This window comes from Haliscomenobacter sp. (genome assembly GCF_965225875.1).
In the GTDB taxonomy this organism is placed as follows: domain Bacteria; phylum Bacteroidota; class Bacteroidia; order Chitinophagales; family Saprospiraceae; genus Haliscomenobacter.
In genome coordinates, this window is sequence record NZ_CBDDBS010000002.1 from 507,384 (window position 1) to 522,668 (window position 15,285).

11 protein-coding genes are annotated in these 15,285 nt (G+C 47.7%); 6 read left to right on the top strand and 5 right to left on the bottom strand.

The genetic code is table 11. The annotated features are described in order from the left end of the window. Window positions 1-453: 453 nt before the first annotated feature. Window positions 454-1,842, top strand: coding sequence for an MATE family efflux transporter (locus tag ACO08K_RS04965; RefSeq protein WP_421795295.1), 1,389 nt, complete (start codon window positions 454-456; stop codon window positions 1,840-1,842). A gap of 2 nt (window positions 1,843-1,844) precedes the next feature. Here ACO08K_RS04965 and ACO08K_RS04970 read toward each other — a convergent pair whose 3' ends face one another. Continuing rightward, window positions 1,845-3,116, bottom strand: coding sequence for an aminotransferase class V-fold PLP-dependent enzyme (locus tag ACO08K_RS04970; RefSeq protein ID WP_421795296.1), 1,272 nt, complete (start codon window positions 3,114-3,116; stop codon window positions 1,845-1,847). A 68-nt stretch (window positions 3,117-3,184) separates the two neighbouring features. Here ACO08K_RS04970 and ACO08K_RS04975 point away from each other — a divergent pair, with 68 nt between their 5' ends. Beyond that, on the top strand, window positions 3,185-4,090 hold the full coding sequence (locus ACO08K_RS04975) for a DUF1684 domain-containing protein (protein WP_421795297.1): 906 nt from the start codon (window positions 3,185-3,187) through the stop codon (window positions 4,088-4,090). Here the strand turns inward: ACO08K_RS04975 and ACO08K_RS04980 are convergent. Both ACO08K_RS04980 and ACO08K_RS04985 read right to left on the bottom strand, forming a co-directional pair. After that, entirely contained in the window at window positions 4,081-4,293 is a 213-nt protein-coding gene (locus ACO08K_RS04980; protein WP_421795298.1) for a helix-turn-helix domain-containing protein, read from the bottom strand. The two genes, ACO08K_RS04975 and ACO08K_RS04980, sit on opposite strands and share 10 nt — an antisense overlap. After that, window positions 4,278-8,150, bottom strand: a complete 3,873-nt coding sequence (locus ACO08K_RS04985) for a response regulator (RefSeq protein WP_421795299.1) — start codon at window positions 8,148-8,150, stop codon at window positions 4,278-4,280. Before ACO08K_RS04985 ends, ACO08K_RS04980 begins: the two co-directional genes overlap by 16 nt. A 492-nt stretch (window positions 8,151-8,642) precedes the next feature. Here ACO08K_RS04985 and ACO08K_RS04990 point away from each other — a divergent pair, with 492 nt between their 5' ends. Together ACO08K_RS04990 and ACO08K_RS04995 are read left to right on the top strand one after the other, a co-directional pair. Beyond that, window positions 8,643-9,233, top strand: coding sequence for a TetR/AcrR family transcriptional regulator (locus tag ACO08K_RS04990; protein WP_421795300.1), 591 nt, complete (start codon window positions 8,643-8,645; stop codon window positions 9,231-9,233). A 191-nt stretch (window positions 9,234-9,424) separates the two neighbouring features. Further along, window positions 9,425-10,321 carry an NAD(P)H-binding protein gene (locus tag ACO08K_RS04995; protein ID WP_421795301.1) on the top strand — a complete coding sequence of 299 codons (897 nt, stop codon included), beginning with the start codon at window positions 9,425-9,427 and terminating at the stop codon, window positions 10,319-10,321. A gap of 88 nt (window positions 10,322-10,409) precedes the next feature. Here the strand turns inward: ACO08K_RS04995 and ACO08K_RS05000 are convergent, their stop codons facing one another. Next, window positions 10,410-11,381, bottom strand: coding sequence for an aldo/keto reductase (locus ACO08K_RS05000; RefSeq protein WP_421795302.1), 972 nt, complete (start codon window positions 11,379-11,381; stop codon window positions 10,410-10,412). A 117-nt stretch (window positions 11,382-11,498) separates the two neighbouring features. On the opposite strand from ACO08K_RS05000, the gene pnuC reads away from it, so the two are divergent. Together pnuC and ACO08K_RS05010 are read left to right on the top strand one after the other, a co-directional pair. Then, a complete protein-coding gene (pnuC, locus tag ACO08K_RS05005; protein ID WP_421795303.1) occupies window positions 11,499-12,131 on the top strand; it encodes a nicotinamide riboside transporter PnuC in 633 nt (210 codons plus the stop codon). 50 nt (window positions 12,132-12,181) lie between these two features. Continuing rightward, entirely contained in the window at window positions 12,182-12,877 is a 696-nt protein-coding gene (locus ACO08K_RS05010) for a YjjG family noncanonical pyrimidine nucleotidase (protein WP_421795304.1), read from the top strand. 22 nt (window positions 12,878-12,899) lie between these two features. On the opposite strand, the gene ACO08K_RS05015 is transcribed toward ACO08K_RS05010, so the two are convergent. Further along, window positions 12,900-15,200: a TonB-dependent receptor gene (locus tag ACO08K_RS05015; RefSeq protein WP_421795305.1), complete on the bottom strand. Its 2,301-nt coding sequence runs from the start codon at window positions 15,198-15,200 to the stop codon at window positions 12,900-12,902. Between the last annotated feature and the right edge of the window lie 85 nt (window positions 15,201-15,285).

Here is a 15,285-nt window from a genome sequence, read left to right on the forward strand (position 1 = left end):
TTGGCTTCATTGTATGACGCAAAAAATTCGTCATCCCGAATTTTTGAAAAGTCAAAATCGGGCATTTACCTAATCGCGGAGCGATTGAATTTATCATAGCCCCGGTCGTCCGGGGTAAATAGTTGGGTCAAATTGGCGGCAACCACGGCAGTGGTTGAACTCAATTGGGCAAAAAGTTCAACCGCATCCGCGGTTGCGAAACCCTTTGCTACCAAAATGACCCCGGACGACCGGGGCTATTCTGAATTCAACCGCATCCGCGGTTTGTTATCCCAAAATTTCGGGATGACTCATATTTCTGCGTTATTTTGTGAATCGGAAAAATAAAAAATTCTGTCTAATCTAAATTTTTTAGGCGACGAATGGAACGGAAACAGGGGGTAAAGGGTTCCAAAGTTCCAAGGTTTCAATATTACTAAGAACTCGCCCCACCGACCCTAACCTTATTCAACTATGCAAGATTCAACACTGACTGTTATCATTGACGCGATCAAAGGCAAAGAGCGCGATTACACAACTGGCAATTTAAACCAAGCTCTCTTCATTTTGGCCATTCCCATGGTCATTGAGATGTTTATGGAGTCTTTGTTTGCGCTGGTTGACATCTTTTTTGTCTCGCAGGTGAGTGTGGAAGCGGTGACTACCATTGGGCTCACTGAAGCAATTCTTACCCTGATTTATTCCGTGGCCATTGGCTGCAGTTCTGGTGCGACAGCCTTAGTCGCACGGCGCATTGGTGAAAAAAATCCCGAAGCGGCTTCCTTCACGGCTTTTCAAGCCTTGATCGTGGGTGTAGCCTTCGGGACAGTTACCGGAATCCTTGGCTTCATTTTCGCTGAAGACATCCTGCGCTTTATGGGGGCTAGCCCGGAAGTAATAAAGACGGGGCTCAACTTTGTCCGCATCATGTTTGGCTCCAATGTGGTGATCCTGCTGCTTTTTTTGCTCAATGGGGTATTCCGTGGCGCGGGCGATCCAGCCATCGCCATGCGCACACTGCTGCTTGCCAATGGCCTGAACATCATTTTGGACCCGATTTTTATATTTGGCCTGGGTCCGATTCCAGCGATGGGTGTTACGGGGGCAGCTATAGCGACTACAACCGGCCGCAGCATTGGGGTACTTTATCAACTCTACAATATGTTTTGGGGCAAAGGGGCCATTCAGATCAAGCGCAATCTGATGAAAATTGACCTAGGCATCATCAAACGTTTGTTGGAAGTTTCGGTGTCGGGAGCCATTCAGTTCATCATTGCTTCGGCGAGTTGGATTTTCCTGATGCGTATCATTTCGCGTTTTGGCAGCGAGTCGGTAGCGGGTTATACCATTGGCATCCGGGTGATCATTTTTGCGCTATTGCCATCTTGGGGACTAGCCAATGCAGCCGCAACGCTGGTGGGTCAAAACCTAGGGGCCAAACAACCCGATCGAGCGGAAACATCTGCCTGGCGTGCTGGCTATTTCAATACAATTTTTTTGCTAGGCGTTTCAGTGATATGTATTGTTTTTGCGCCCTTTTTTATGACCTTTTTCACCGATCTGCCCGAGGTTACCAGGATCGGCGTGATGACCCTGCGCATCCTCAGTATAGGCAACGTGATGTACTCCTTCGGGATGGTGATCAGTCAGGCTTTCAACGGTGCTGGCGATACCCGTACCCCGATGATTGCGAATTTCGTCTGCTTTTGGCTGATTGAAATTCCGCTGGCCTATTTTCTTGCAATAACCATGGATTTGGAGGTGATGGGCATTTGTATTGCCGTGCCTGCCAGTGAAAGTTTGTTGGCGGTGGTTTTGATTGTCATTTTTAGGAAAGGGAAATGGAAGGAGATTGCGGTGTAGAATTACCCCGCCAACTCCTTCAACGCCCCCACAAACAGATCCAACTCCTTCGTACCCACGTACAAATGCGGCGTCACCCGCACGCCATGCACATTCGCATAATCGATCGCCACGGTGAAAATCTTGTATTTTTCCATCAAGGTTTTCGCCAGATCGGCGGGTTTAATGCCCTGGATGCCTACATTGGCGATACCACAGGAACGCTGGGGATCGGCAGGAGTATTCAGCAGAATTTTAGGATGATTGCGCACCTGATCCGTCCAGTAGTGTTGCAGGTAACGCAAGCGGGCTTCCTTGCGCTGGATGCCGATCATTTCGTGAAAGCGGATGGCATCCAAAATAGCCAGGTCGGTGGCCACGGGGTGGGTCCCTGTATGGTTGAGTTTGCGAATGTCGTCGTCAGCATAACCCATATCGCCGAAGAGTTGCCAGATTTTGGCAATTTTCTCCTTGCGCACATACAGAATACCTGCTCCGAGTGGGTTGCCCAGCCATTTGTGCAAACTACTGCCGTAATAATCACAACCCAGATCACTGATTTTAAAGTCCAGATGAGCAAAGGCGTGCGCTCCATCCACCATCACTTCTACCCCATGTCGATGGGCCATGTCTGCGATTTTTCTCACCGGTAAAATGTGCCCAGTGATGTTAATCATGTGGCAGATCATCAACAAGCGGGTTTTCGGCGTAATGGCTTTTTCGTAAAGGCTCACTATCTCTTCATCCGAAGCGGGATGTAGGGGTACTGACACCATCTTATTGACAATGCCATAGCGCCGTGCTTGGAGTTTGAACATGTCAAGCATGGCCCCGTAGTCTTGTTCGGCCATCAGGGCTTCATCGCCAGGTTTCCAGTCGATGCCTGCGATGATGGTATCCAGCGATTCGGTGGTATTGCGGGTAATGATGAGTTCTTCAATGGGGCAGCCCAACAAACGCGCCAAGGCTTGTCGAGAAGCCAGTTTATCTTCCCCTTGCCGGGTGCGCATGTAGTAGGAGGAAACGGCATTGACCCGTTGAATGTGTCCGAGGTAGTTGTCCAATACTTCCTTTGCCGCCAGGGAGTAATAGCCATTTTCGAGGTGGATAAAGTCCTTGGTCACGCCATAGGCTGCACGGATTTTTTGCCAAAAAGCATCATCCGTTGCCAATTCCTGCGGCTGAATGTGTTCGATTTCCTGAAAAAATGATTCCATAGATTTGGTTGGAAGTATGGCTCCCCCGCTGAGCGTGGCGATGGTTTGTAAAAATTGGCGTTTGTTGAACAACTTCATGAGCAGCTATTTTGTTGAAACACTACTTAATCGATGGATTTTTTATCTTTACCCCAAAGAACAATGGTATGTTTCAATCCAGGATGTACAATACAGGGCTTTTGGCCCTGGGCCTAACTTTGCTGAGCTTCAGCTATGGCAGCGACCCAAAATATATAGAAGAAATCAAAAACTGGCAAAAAGAGCGCATCGAATCTTTGAAAAAAGAGGATGGCTGGTTGAATTTGGCAGGCTTGTTCTGGTTAAGGCCAGATAGCAATAGTTTCGGGGCCGATGCCAGCAACCAACTCGTTTTTCCCAAAGGCAAAAGTGCCGCGAATCTGGGCCGTTTGATTTTGGAAAATGGTGAAGTTTGGGTAGAAAGTAATCCCGAAGCCGAACTTTGGCAAGGAGAAAACCGGGTAGAAAAGTTAAAAATCTACAGTCCGGGCAGTGCACCCTTGGTATTGCGCCACGGCTCGCTGCGTTGGTTTGTGATCAAGCGGGGAGAAAAATACGGCATCCGCCTGCGCGACCTGGAGCATCCCAACCTGAGTCATTTTACCGGCATCGAATCTTACTCCATCGATGCCAAATGGAGGGTCGAAGCCAAATTGGAAAAATTTCCGGAAGAAAAAAAGATCGCCATTACCGATGTATTGGGCCAAACCAGTATGCAGCCCTCCTCGGTCGCCTTGGTCTTTACGCTCAAAGGGAAAACCTACCGTTTGGATCCCATTGACGAGGGGGATCAATTTTTCATCCTGTTTGGTGACAAAACCAATGCAAAGCATACCTACCAATCCGGCCGCTTTTTGTACGCCAAAAAACCAGTAGCGGGTAGCAATACCGTCATTTTGGATTTCAATAAAGCTTACAACCCACCTTGCGCTTTTACTGAATTTGCCACTTGCCCACTGCCTCCTGCACAGAATGTGTTGAACGTGGCCATACAGGCGGGGGAAAAAAGATATGGAGGTAAACATCATGAGTAGGCCTGGGAACGAAACTGGGAAGGCAATACCCCAAAACGTTGTTTGAACTGACGCGAAAAATATTTCTCGTCTCGATACCCCACTTTGCTGGCCATTTCCTTCACGCTGTACCCTCCGGGGTTGGCTTGAAAAAGCTCCATGGCTTTGACCAAGCGTACTTCATTGATGTATTCATTGGGGGTGAGCCCTAAAGTCCTGCCCATCTCGTTGTAAAAACCGAGCGGGACATAAAGACCGCTTTAGCCAGGTCGTTCACTGAAAAATCGAGGTCGTTCAGATGCGCTAAAACCGTTTTTTCCAATAATTCCAGCCATTGTTTTTCAGTGTCTGACAGAGGTTCATCTGTGGTGATGGGTTCCGTGGCGGGAGTTGTAAGCGGGGTTTGGTTTTCGTTCGAGTGGGCCAAACTGCGCCGAAGGTCCTGGCGTTGCAGCAGGTTTTGGATCCTGGTCAACAATTCGATTTCCACAAAAGGTTTCACCAGGTAATCGTCTACGCCAATGCGCAGGGCCCGCAGTTTGTCCCCCAAATCGGCCCGGGCAGTCAGCATGATCACCGGGATTTGGGCCAGTGCGCCCGTTTTCAACCACTCCAGCAACTGAAATCCATCCATCACTGGCATCATGATGTCAGATATGATCAGGTCGGGGGTATTGGTATTGAGGTATTCGCAGGCTTCCCGGCCATTGGAAAGCGCTGTAATTTGATAATCCAGGCTTAAAATTTGAGTCAGGTATTGGCGCAAATCAGCATTGTCTTCTACCAATAGCAATTGAGCTTTTCCTACGGAGCGTATTGTTTTTGCTACAGCGGCTTTTTCTACTGGTAAAGTTGAACTGTGGGTTTCCAGTGATTCCGGCACTATGGTTCCATCCGATAATTCCTTTTTGGGAAAACGGAAAATAAAGGTGCTTCCCTTCCCCCAAGTGCTAATCACCTCCAATGTGCCACCCATGGCTTTACTCGACTCCCGGGCCAAAGCCAGCCCTATACCAGTGCCTCCTTCGTAGGCGTTTTCCTGATACTGGGTTTGGAAATAGCGGTCAAAAACAAAAGGCAAATCGTCGGGATGGATTCCCCGGCCACTGTCTTCTACTTCCAATTGGATATTAGAAGCCAAATCTTTAACCCATACCCTAATGTGTCCACCTGATTCGGTAAATTTCAAGGCGTTGGACAAGAGATTATTGAAGATCATTTTGAACAACCTTTGATCCAATTGACTCACCAAGGTCGGGTCAGCCTGATAACCGAGCGTTAATTCAATACCTTTGTTGGCCGCCATCACCTCAAAAGGAGCCAATAAAAAATGGATTTTTTGTTGCAATAGAACCGGGGCTTCATGAGTCGTCAATTTACCAGCCTCCAATTGGCTCAAGTCCAACAAGTCATTCACCATTTGTTGCAAAGCTTCCGTATAATTTTTGGCCAGGTACAATAAACCGGCCTCCTGCTGGCTGAGCTGATTTTGCTCCAAATAGGTATGAATGGGGCCTAAAATCAGGGTGATGGGGGTGCGCAATTCGTGGGTCACGTTGGCAAAAAAGCGGGATTTTGCCGCATCCAATTTGATCAATTCCGCTGCTTGTTCTTCGATGATGGCCTTGTCCTGGCGGATTTTTTCGGTTTGGATAGCTACCTCTTGTTCCAGTTCAATCTTTCGCTGCTGAAGCCATTGATTTCGGTAACGAAAAAAGGTTACGATTGCAGCGATGATCAAAAAGCCCGATACAAACAAAAACCAAATCTGGAAATAAAATGGCCGCAGCACCTGGATGGGAATAACCAACCGCTGCTGGGAGTATACCCCTTTCTCCGTCTTAGCCCGAATCGTCAACTTGAACTGCCCATAAGGTAAACCGGCCAATTGTAGTATACCTCCCGGACAAGCGGTCCAGCGGTCTCCCAGCCGATCAATTTTGTATTCATAAAATGTCTGATCAGGGCTATGATAGTCCAGTAAGGCAAAGTGCAGGGTAAGGTAGAGGTGGCTTGTTTCAAAGACAATCTTCTTGTTTTTGAGATATTGGGGTTCTGCATCTTCCAGGTTTTTGGTCTTTTGGGAAAACAACTGAGCCTGAGTCAGCATCAGGGGAATGTTCGGGGAGCGATCAAAATCCTGGTAAAAATCCCGTGGATTAAAAATGGTAATCCCATTTAAACTTCCGAAATATATGGTTCCGTCTTTAGCCTGATAATGTGAAACCCGGTTGAATTCGTGGTGGGAAAGGCCGTCCTGCGGTAAAAAAATCCTGGTTCTACCCGATCTTTTTTGAAACTGCATGATGCCCCGATCACTACTCAGCCACAAAAAACCGTAGGCATCAGCGTACACACTATAGATGTTGTGGTTGGATAGTCCATCCTCTTCCGTAAACAAGCGCTTGGTATTCTGTTTCGGATTCCACTTCAACAAACCATCCGCAGTTGCAATCCACCAATTGCCCTCCGCGTCCTGATAATGATGCCGCAGATTGTTTACTGGTAAAAAGTATTGTCCTTTTCCTCCGGTCCAATACCTGGCGACAACTCCTTTTTGGGGGTCAAACCTCAACAGGCCCTGCTCTGTCAACAACCAAAGTTGCCCCTCCTCGGCCTGCTTTATGCTGTGGATGATGGCATTATCCAAGATAGCTTGCCCCTTTTTATTTCGGACAAAGTTGATTTTCTTTTGTTCAAAATCAAAAAAAGCCAGTCCATTGCTGCATCCCAGCCACAAGCCTTTCTTTTGGGGAAAAATAGACCAAATGACGCACAAATCCCGGTTGGTTAAAAAAGTCTGAACGGCTTTCGTTACTGGATCATAAACATTTAGCTGAGAGTCGCCCGTCCAAACTCGCATCTGATCATCCATTCCGATTCCAAAAAAATCCATTTGGCTTTGGTGGATTTGTTCAACACTGCCGTTTTTTATGGCCAGCATCGTCCTCCCTGCATTGACGTATAAGGTCTGTCTCGGGCCATTTTCTACAATCCCTCGGGTTGGCAGAATTGGTTCATTTTTATCCAAATCACTATTTAGTAGGGTTTTAAAACGAATCTGATTAGGGCTTACTTTATACAATCCATCAATGGAACAGAGCCAGGCAATGCCTTGTAGATCTACAAAAATGCTGTAAACCAGATGAGGTAGTTTTGGGGTATTCTGACGATCAAAATTGAGCAGCAGGCCTTTATCCGGGTGAAAATAACTCAAGCCACCCGCATACATCAACCAAAAGTTTCCAGTATAGGCATCATAACCCAATGGCAGGGAGTAAGCTCGTTCTTTTTGGGGGTCAAATTGGGGAATGTCTTGCTTAAACAAGGTTTCGCGCGACCTACCATTCACACCGATGGTGCCTAATTTACTAAGGGTGTGGTAGATAAAGCTCCCACGGTTACTCAAATAAGCTCTCTGATAATTCAGGATGGTTTGAGTAGTAACGGCTTTGCCTTGCCCATTGATCAAGCGACAAACAGAATACCCTCCTCTGGTATCACAATGAAGTTCCAACCAGGTCAAATTGCGGATTGTATCCACAAAATAGATTCCAAAAGTAGTGTCCTGGAGCTGGTATTTAGGCTTTAGCTTTTGACCAACTTGATACTGAAAAAGATTTCCTTTACTATCTGTGATCCAGTAGGATTTATTTTTACCCAACTCAATGTCCAGAATGTCATTCGGGAACGAAGGGCCAAACTTCTCTTCAGGAGTCCGGACTTGACTGGTTACTGTATTAAAAAGTACGTATTTCGTAGGGCCACCTACAGCATGAATGCTGATCCAGAGGTCGTGGTCGGCATCCTCAAAGCGAATTAAATTTTTACTGAAATCCGGATGGAATCCTTCGCTTAAAACGAGTTGAAAATTTCGCCCATCAAAACGGCACAATCCACTTTCGGTCAGCAACCACAACAAGCCCCTCCGATCCTGAAAACACTGATAAACATGGTTGCTGGGCAAACCCTGCTCGGTGGTGTACAGATTCACCTCAGCGTTGTACCTGGATTGGGCACAAATGGAGTTGAACAGGAGGATAAATCCAAGGAGTAGGAATATGTAATAATTCAGGCGCATCGAATACTTCGTTAGCTACAAGGGGTTGAACCGTTGCAATCGAATCTTTTAATAAACTTATTTTTAGGCTAAAATGTGGATTGTGGGCTATCAAAAATTCATCAAGGTGGGAGCAAAAGTAATCAACAAAACTATTGTTGCCTAAAAATCATGTAACTTTTATGTTGAACACCTGGACTTCTCTTCAACGTGATTGGCAAAAAAACAAGAGGGACACACTGTTTCGTGTAATCCCTCTGGTCTAAATAAACTCCCTCTAAATATAGCTGTTTGGTCAAAAAAAGATCAAAGCAGAGCTTTTCTCCAAGTAATTGACCTTACTATGCTAGATGGGACAAAAGTAAGCCCTCAGGAATAAACCCAGCTTAAAGACTAGGTAGACAGATGTCCCAAAGGGTAGAAAAACGTCCTAAATGCAGCGATTTAATAGGAGGCATAAAAAAATCAGTCAAAACACTTGCACATACCAACTAGTATGTATACATTTGTAGCATGAACGCAACCGATACTCGCGAACGGATTTTGGGACGAATGTTCATGGACATCCACAAGAATGGATTCCAGGGCTTGCGCGCCGATCGGGTAATTGCCGATCTGGGCATTACCAAAGGGGCATTGTACCACTATTTTCCGAGTAAAGATGCCATTGGCCTGGCGGTAATCGAAGAGATTATTGAGCCCTCGTATCTGGCTTTCTTCCGCAATTTGGAACAAACCAAAGGGCATCCCATTGATTTGCTCAAAGAGCACTTACAAGAATTGGCAGACAAGGCTACTCAGGATGAGATTTACCTGGGTTGCCCCTTGAACAACCTCGTACAGGAAATGTCCCCACTGAACGAAGATTTCCGTCAGAAACTCAAACGTGTCATGGACGGGATGATTCATTATTCGACCCTTGCCCTGGAGCAGGGTCTGGCACAAGGTCAAGTCAAGGCAGGTACCGACTGTACCGCAGTAGCCTCCTTTATGGTGGCCGGGATGGAAGGGGCTTATGGCGTTGCAAAAGTGCAGAGGAGCCTGAGCAGTTTTCACCGCAACATTCAACAACTGTTGAATTATCTGGAATTGTTTCGAGCGTAGAGACGCACGGCCGTGCGTCTCTTGTGTCAAAACGAAAACGCACAATTGTGGATCTCTTATTTCAAAATTGAGACGCACGGCCATGCGTCTCTACGGGAATACGGCAACAAAAGTTGCCTTTTTTTAGGTCAAAATACATACCAACCAGTATGTATGATATTGTAAATTTTTCAACACAAAACCATTAAGACATGTACGTTATTCTTGGAGGAACCGGAAACACGGGCAAACAAATTGCCGAAACCTTATTGGCCGCTGGAAAAGCCGTGACGATTGTGAGTCGCGATGCCGCCAAAGCGCAAGACTTGGCAGCCAAAGGAGCCAAGGTAGCGGTTGGAGATTTGCACGATAGTGATTTTTTAACCCAAACCTTCCGTGGCGCAACGGCGGTATATAGCCTGGTGCCACCAAAATGGGATGTGCAGGACTGGCGGGCTTTCCAAGTCCAGATTGCCACTTCAATTACCTTAGCCGTGCACAGTGCCAAAGTACCTTACGTAGTCAATTTGAGCTCGATGGGTGCACATCTTCCTGAAGGTGCAGGCCCAGTGAGCGCGTTGTATTACATGGAGCACCTGCTCAACAATGTACCCGGTTTGAACGTCCTGCACTTACGCCCGGGTTATTTTTACCAAAACTTATATGGTTTACTGGACATGATCAAACACATGGGCGTATTGGCGCAACCTTTGCCGGCTGATCATGCCTTCAGTTTAGTACACGTTAACGACATTGCGGTAATTGCTGCCCAACGCTTGCTCAACCTGGACTTCAAGGGGAACTCCGTGCAGTTCGTAGTCGGCCCACGTGATTATTCCTTTGGAGAAGCTGCTGCCTTCATCAGCAAAGCAAGTGGCAATCAGGTTCCCTTTGTGACCAGCACTACGGAACAAACGGTACAAGGCATGATTGGAGCAGGTATTCCAGCGACCATCGCAGAAGGGTATGGTGAACTGTATCAGGCCATTGCTTCCAGTGGCTACGTAAATGGATTTGATCGCCAGAGCAATGCCTACATTGGTCAAATTACCCTGGAGCAATTCATTGAAAATGAGTTGAAGTATGCTTTGGTGGCTGAGACGGTTTAACCCTTCTTAGGTGTTTCTAAGGTGGTTCAAATTAGGCTTTTTTTGAACCACCTTAGAAACTAAAGGCACTTTAGGTGCACCTCAACCGCTACTGCGACCAGGCTGTTGGCACCCGATCCCAGCGGTGTTCTTTTAGCGCATTCAACAAATCCAGGCTCAAGCCCTTGCCATCACTCGTCGCCATGTTCATGCGGACATTCCGCTCGCGGCGCATACCGGGGATGGTGGTGTGTACATCCGGGTTGCTGAGGATAAACCGCAGGGCCATTTCGGCCATGGTCATCCCCGCTTGAACCAGCGGTTTGAGTGCCTCGGCGTGTTCGACGGATGGAATCAGGTTTTCGGGGACAAAGTAAGTGCCCCGCCAGTCGCCAGGAGGGAAAACCGTGTCTTTGGTCAAGGTCCCGGTCAGGGTGCCTTCATCAAAAGGAACCCGGGCGATGACCCCAATGTCGAGCTTGCGGCAAAGCGGGAAAAGTTGGTCCTCTGGGTTTTGGTCAAAAATATTGTAAATGACCTGAACCGCACTGATTTGGCCTGTTTCCAGGGTACGCAAACTATTGTTGGGTTCCCAGCGGTTGATGCTGATGCCCCAATGTTGAACTTTGCCTTCCCGGGTAAGGCGAGCGCAAGTTTCTTTCCAGTCGTCACGATCGGCCCAGGCGTCTTCCCAGACGTGGAATTGCATCAGGTCGATGCTCTCTGTGCCCAGGTTTTTGAGACTGTCGTTGACGTATTCTTCAATGTAATCGGAGGGAAAAACCTCGTCAAGCGTGAACTGGGGTTTGGAAGGCCACTTGCGGTTTTTGGGTGGAATTTTGGTGGCAACGTAAAGCTTCTTATCGGGGAATTGCCGCAACAATTTGCCCAAAATTTCTTCACTCAGCCCATCGCCATAAGCCCAGGCGGTGTCGAAAAAATTGCAGCCCAATTCTACGGATAGCAGCAAGGATTTCCAGGTTTCGTCATCGTCAGAGTCTTTCCATCCGGCCAGGCCCCACATGCCGTAACCCATTTCGCTGACTTGCATTTCTGTGCGTCCAAAACGGCGGTATTGCATCGTTGAATGTTTTTTGTTTGAGGGGGTGAATTTAGTTTTTTTTGGCCATATCCTGATTGGGAGTTTGAGGCTTTGAATTATCTTCGTTGATATTTTAGCACCTGATACCGACCACTCATGGAAGCATCCACCGCATTTTGGAGCATTGATTTTGCACTCCTGGAATTTGGCGATTACACTTTGAGTTTGATTGAGCTTCTAGCCGTTATTTTTAGTCTGCTCTCCACTTATCTTTTGCGACAAAACAATCGCCTGGGCTGGGTGCTGGCCATACTTGCCAATGTGTGTTTTTTCCTGTTTTTTTATCAAATCCGTTTGTATGCGCTGATGGCAGTTCAGGTCATTCTGGCCTGCATCAATGTAGCTTGGGGTTTAAAACCTCCCCTGGCAAAGGACTTGCCCATTAAAAAACTGGATTCGATTGGTTTTCCGGTCAGTGTTGTTGCCATCATTGCGCCAGGAATGCCCCTAATGATCGTGTTGTTTAAAATATCCCAATTTCTTCCCAGCTTGTTTCCCTTACCTGCCACTTATGTATTCCCGGATGCCCTATCGGCTACGGGTAGTATTGTGGCAGCAGTACTCCTGCGGCGCAAATTCCTGGAGTCCTGGATATTTTGGATCATCATCCACTGCCTGCTGATCATTGTATTCGCCTGGAAGGGGTACTATTTGGCCATGATGGGACAGATGGCTTTTTTGGGGTATGCCGCAAATGAGTATTTGGCGTGGCGGAATTTGGTTAAATAAACTTTTCAAAAAAATAAAACAGAAAACTAAAATCCCTCATCTTTCAACCTATGAAATACCGCCATTTATTTTTTGATCTGGACCACACCCTTTGGGATTTTGAAGCCAACGCCAAGGAATGCTTTCAGGAATTGTACATCGACAAACAGCTACAAGGCCGTGGAGTCGATGACTTTGATGCGTTTTTCAGCGCGTATTCGGTTCACAACGAGCGACTCTGGGGCGAGTACACCAAGGGCTTGATCCTTCAGTCTGAATTGCGCTGGCGCCGGATGTGGCTGGCACTCATGGATTTCGGCGTTGAAGACGAGTCGCTTTCCAAAGCAATGTCGGTGGAGTTTCTGGAACGTTTGCCTTACAAAAAGAACCTGTTTCCACATACCATCGAAATACTGGAATACCTCAAAAACAAAGACTATGCCTTGCACCTGATCACCAATGGTTTTCAGGAAATTCAGGATCAAAAATTGCAAAGCGCTGAGCTGCAAGGCTATTTCCAGGAAGTGATTACTTCTGAAGCTGCTCAAAGCCTAAAACCGAATCGAGCGATTTTTGATTACGCCCTCAAGCAAAGCAAGGCTCACCCCGACGAAAGCATCATGATCGGAGACAATCAGGAAGCGGACATTCAAGGGGCTACCAACGCAGGGATAGATACGGTTTTTGTCAACCATTTACAGGTAGTGCCAGAGGTGCAATCGACTTACATGGTCCATCATCTGCAAGAGTTGGAGGGGATTTTTTGATCAGGTCGTACCTAATTGCTTACTACCAGTTCCAATCCAGCCTCAACGCAAAATTCCTCGGTGCCTCCATCAGCCCCGGCCTCGACACATACTCTGCATTCCCCACATTGTTCACCAAAAAGCTCAACTTCAAGTTGTCAATTGGCCGATAGGCCACCCGTACATCCAGCAAAGTCACCCCATGGTTGTTCATTTCCCGGTAACTTTTGATGCCCGGTACAAAGAACTCAAAAGTCCGGTCGATCGCCTCCTGGAAGCTGAAATAAGTCCCGGCAAAACCAATGGAAAAACGTTTGATCTGGCTTTCGATGTCGAATTTGTAGCTGTTGCGCGAGCGGTATTTCAACACGTTTTCGGTGGAAGAACTGCCAATGGCGTTGCGTTGTCCCTGCGTAGGTGGTACACCCGGCTCTTGAGGACTCAAGTCAAATTCCAAAAATTTGGGGTCAATCCACAAATAACCTGCCATTAAAGTGGTCGGACAATTGAACAATTGCATTTCGCCCACCAGGCTCGCGTCCAGCCCCGATATGCGCACTCCACCCGTATTGAGCGAGCTAAAGCCACGTTGAAAATCAATAAAGTTGAACTCCATCATGTCCTGATATTGGGTGCGAAAAAGGGCTAGGTCTAAAAAGCCCTTCAAACTCCCCAGCTTCAAACCCTGCTTGAGGCCCAGTTCCGCTGACCAGCCCGTTTCGGACTGTAAATCGGGGTTGGGCGTGATGTTAAAGCCTCCCAAATTGGTGTAGATGAACTTCTCAGCAATGGTTGGAAAACGGTAACCCTGCCCCCAGGAAGCCCGCAGGAAGGAGTATTCCCCCACCTGATAATTGGCACCGATGCGCAACACGGGCTTGGCCTCCTTTTCCTCGGAAGGAGCAACCACCCCAACCGGGTACGTAAATCCCGGGTTGTTGATGCGGTTGGATTCGTAGCGGAATCCGGCGCTGATGGTCAGTTTACTGCCAAATCTTTTTTCAAAATCGGCATAAGTCGCCAGGTTGCGCGATTGGAAGGTGGTGTCGCCGTACAACTCAGCGTCCACGTTGGTGCCAATGTAAACTGCTCCTGCGGTGAAGTTCAAATCCAGAGCTTTAAACTTGCGCTGAAACTGGTATTCGGCGTAGTACTGCGAGGAAAAATTGGAGCGCCCATTGCTCACTCGGTTTTCGACACGGAAGTAACGACTGAGGAGTTTGTGGCGGTTCCCGGCCCCATCATAATAGGTCAGGTAGGGATCGATGTTGAACCGCAGGGGTTGGTTTTTGGAAACCGTACCTCGGAATGGGCTGTATTTCAGCGAATCGGCCCGCCAGAAGAAAAAGTTGCTGTTGTTGCCCCCGTTGAGGTTGAGGTTCATCCCCAACGTAAGGCGTTTGCTGGCACGGAAACGGGTATTCAGGTTAATCCGGCCGTATTTCGTGAAGGTGCTGTCGTTGTGGCTTTGTTCATTGAGGTAAAATACGCTGCTAACCAGATCGAGTTTGCCTATTTTTTGTTTGTGCGAGAGGCTGGTGCCAAAGGTGACCGGAGCCTTGTCCCACCATTTGAAACGGGCATCGGCTGGAGCATCTACGGTGGAAGTGAAGAGGCTGAGTTTGGTTTCGGGTTCGTTGTGCGCGTATGCCGTGCGGAAGTTGATCACCCCATTCAGGGCCGCCGAGCCGTATAAAGAAGAAGCGGCCCCTTTGACTACCTCAATTTGGCCCACATTTTCAACCGGAATATCGTTCCAGTTGGGAAAACCCGCGTCGAGTTGGAGGATCGGAATATCGTCCATCAACAGGAGTACGCGGCTACCTGCGCCATAGGAAAAACCAGAACCACCGCGAATATTGGCCTGCCCATCGATGACGCTCAAGCCGGGCACCTTTTGCAGGGCTTCGTCCAATTGGAACTTGTTGCTGTTGTTGATCAGGCTGGGTTTGAGTACTTCGATGGACACGGTTTCCGAGCCGAGGCGTTTTTCAAAACGGCCTGTAGTAAAGGTGAGGGTGCTCAGGATGGTCGCTTCGGTTTGCAGGATAATGTCCAGATCTACCGTTTGCCCCGCCACAATGCCCAGGGTTTGGGTGTAGGTTTTATAACCCAGGTACGATACAGTAAGCGTGAGGTTGCCCGGGGTAGGCTTGAGTTCAAAACGCCCGGCTGTGTCTGTAGCTGTACCTACTTCTGCACTAACATAAACAGAAGCACCGACCAACGGCTCATGGTCGATGGTGGTCACCTGGCCCCGCAAAATGGCATTTTGGGCATCAATCGGATTAAAAGTAAAGCTGATCAGGGCAATAAAGCCAATATAACGAAAGAAGTCCTGCATTTTTTTATTTTTCAATTCAGTGAAAAGATAATCAAGACGTTGATGAGTTGTAGTAAAGTGAGTCGAAAATCTTGATTTTTTTGTT

What these genes read in the sequence shown, in the direction of transcription:
- ACO08K_RS04965 (WP_421795295.1), top strand. Translation starts at nt 454, where the DNA reads ATGCAAGATTCAACACTGACTGTTATCATTGACGCGATCAAAGGCAAA.
- ACO08K_RS04970 (WP_421795296.1), bottom strand. Translation starts at nt 3,116, where the DNA reads ATGAAGTTGTTCAACAAACGCCAATTTTTACAAACCATCGCCACGCTC.
- ACO08K_RS04975 (WP_421795297.1), top strand. Translation starts at nt 3,185, where the DNA reads ATGTTTCAATCCAGGATGTACAATACAGGGCTTTTGGCCCTGGGCCTA.
- ACO08K_RS04980 (WP_421795298.1), bottom strand. Translation starts at nt 4,293, where the DNA reads ATGGGCAGGACTTTAGGGCTCACCCCCAATGAATACATCAATGAAGTA.
- ACO08K_RS04985 (WP_421795299.1), bottom strand. Translation starts at nt 8,150, where the DNA reads ATGCGCCTGAATTATTACATATTCCTACTCCTTGGATTTATCCTCCTG.
- ACO08K_RS04990 (WP_421795300.1), top strand. Translation starts at nt 8,643, where the DNA reads ATGAACGCAACCGATACTCGCGAACGGATTTTGGGACGAATGTTCATG.
- ACO08K_RS04995 (WP_421795301.1), top strand. Translation starts at nt 9,425, where the DNA reads ATGTACGTTATTCTTGGAGGAACCGGAAACACGGGCAAACAAATTGCC.
- ACO08K_RS05000 (WP_421795302.1), bottom strand. Translation starts at nt 11,381, where the DNA reads ATGCAATACCGCCGTTTTGGACGCACAGAAATGCAAGTCAGCGAAATG.
- pnuC (WP_421795303.1), top strand. Translation starts at nt 11,499, where the DNA reads ATGGAAGCATCCACCGCATTTTGGAGCATTGATTTTGCACTCCTGGAA.
- ACO08K_RS05010 (WP_421795304.1), top strand. Translation starts at nt 12,182, where the DNA reads ATGAAATACCGCCATTTATTTTTTGATCTGGACCACACCCTTTGGGAT.
- ACO08K_RS05015 (WP_421795305.1), bottom strand. Translation starts at nt 15,200, where the DNA reads ATGCAGGACTTCTTTCGTTATATTGGCTTTATTGCCCTGATCAGCTTT.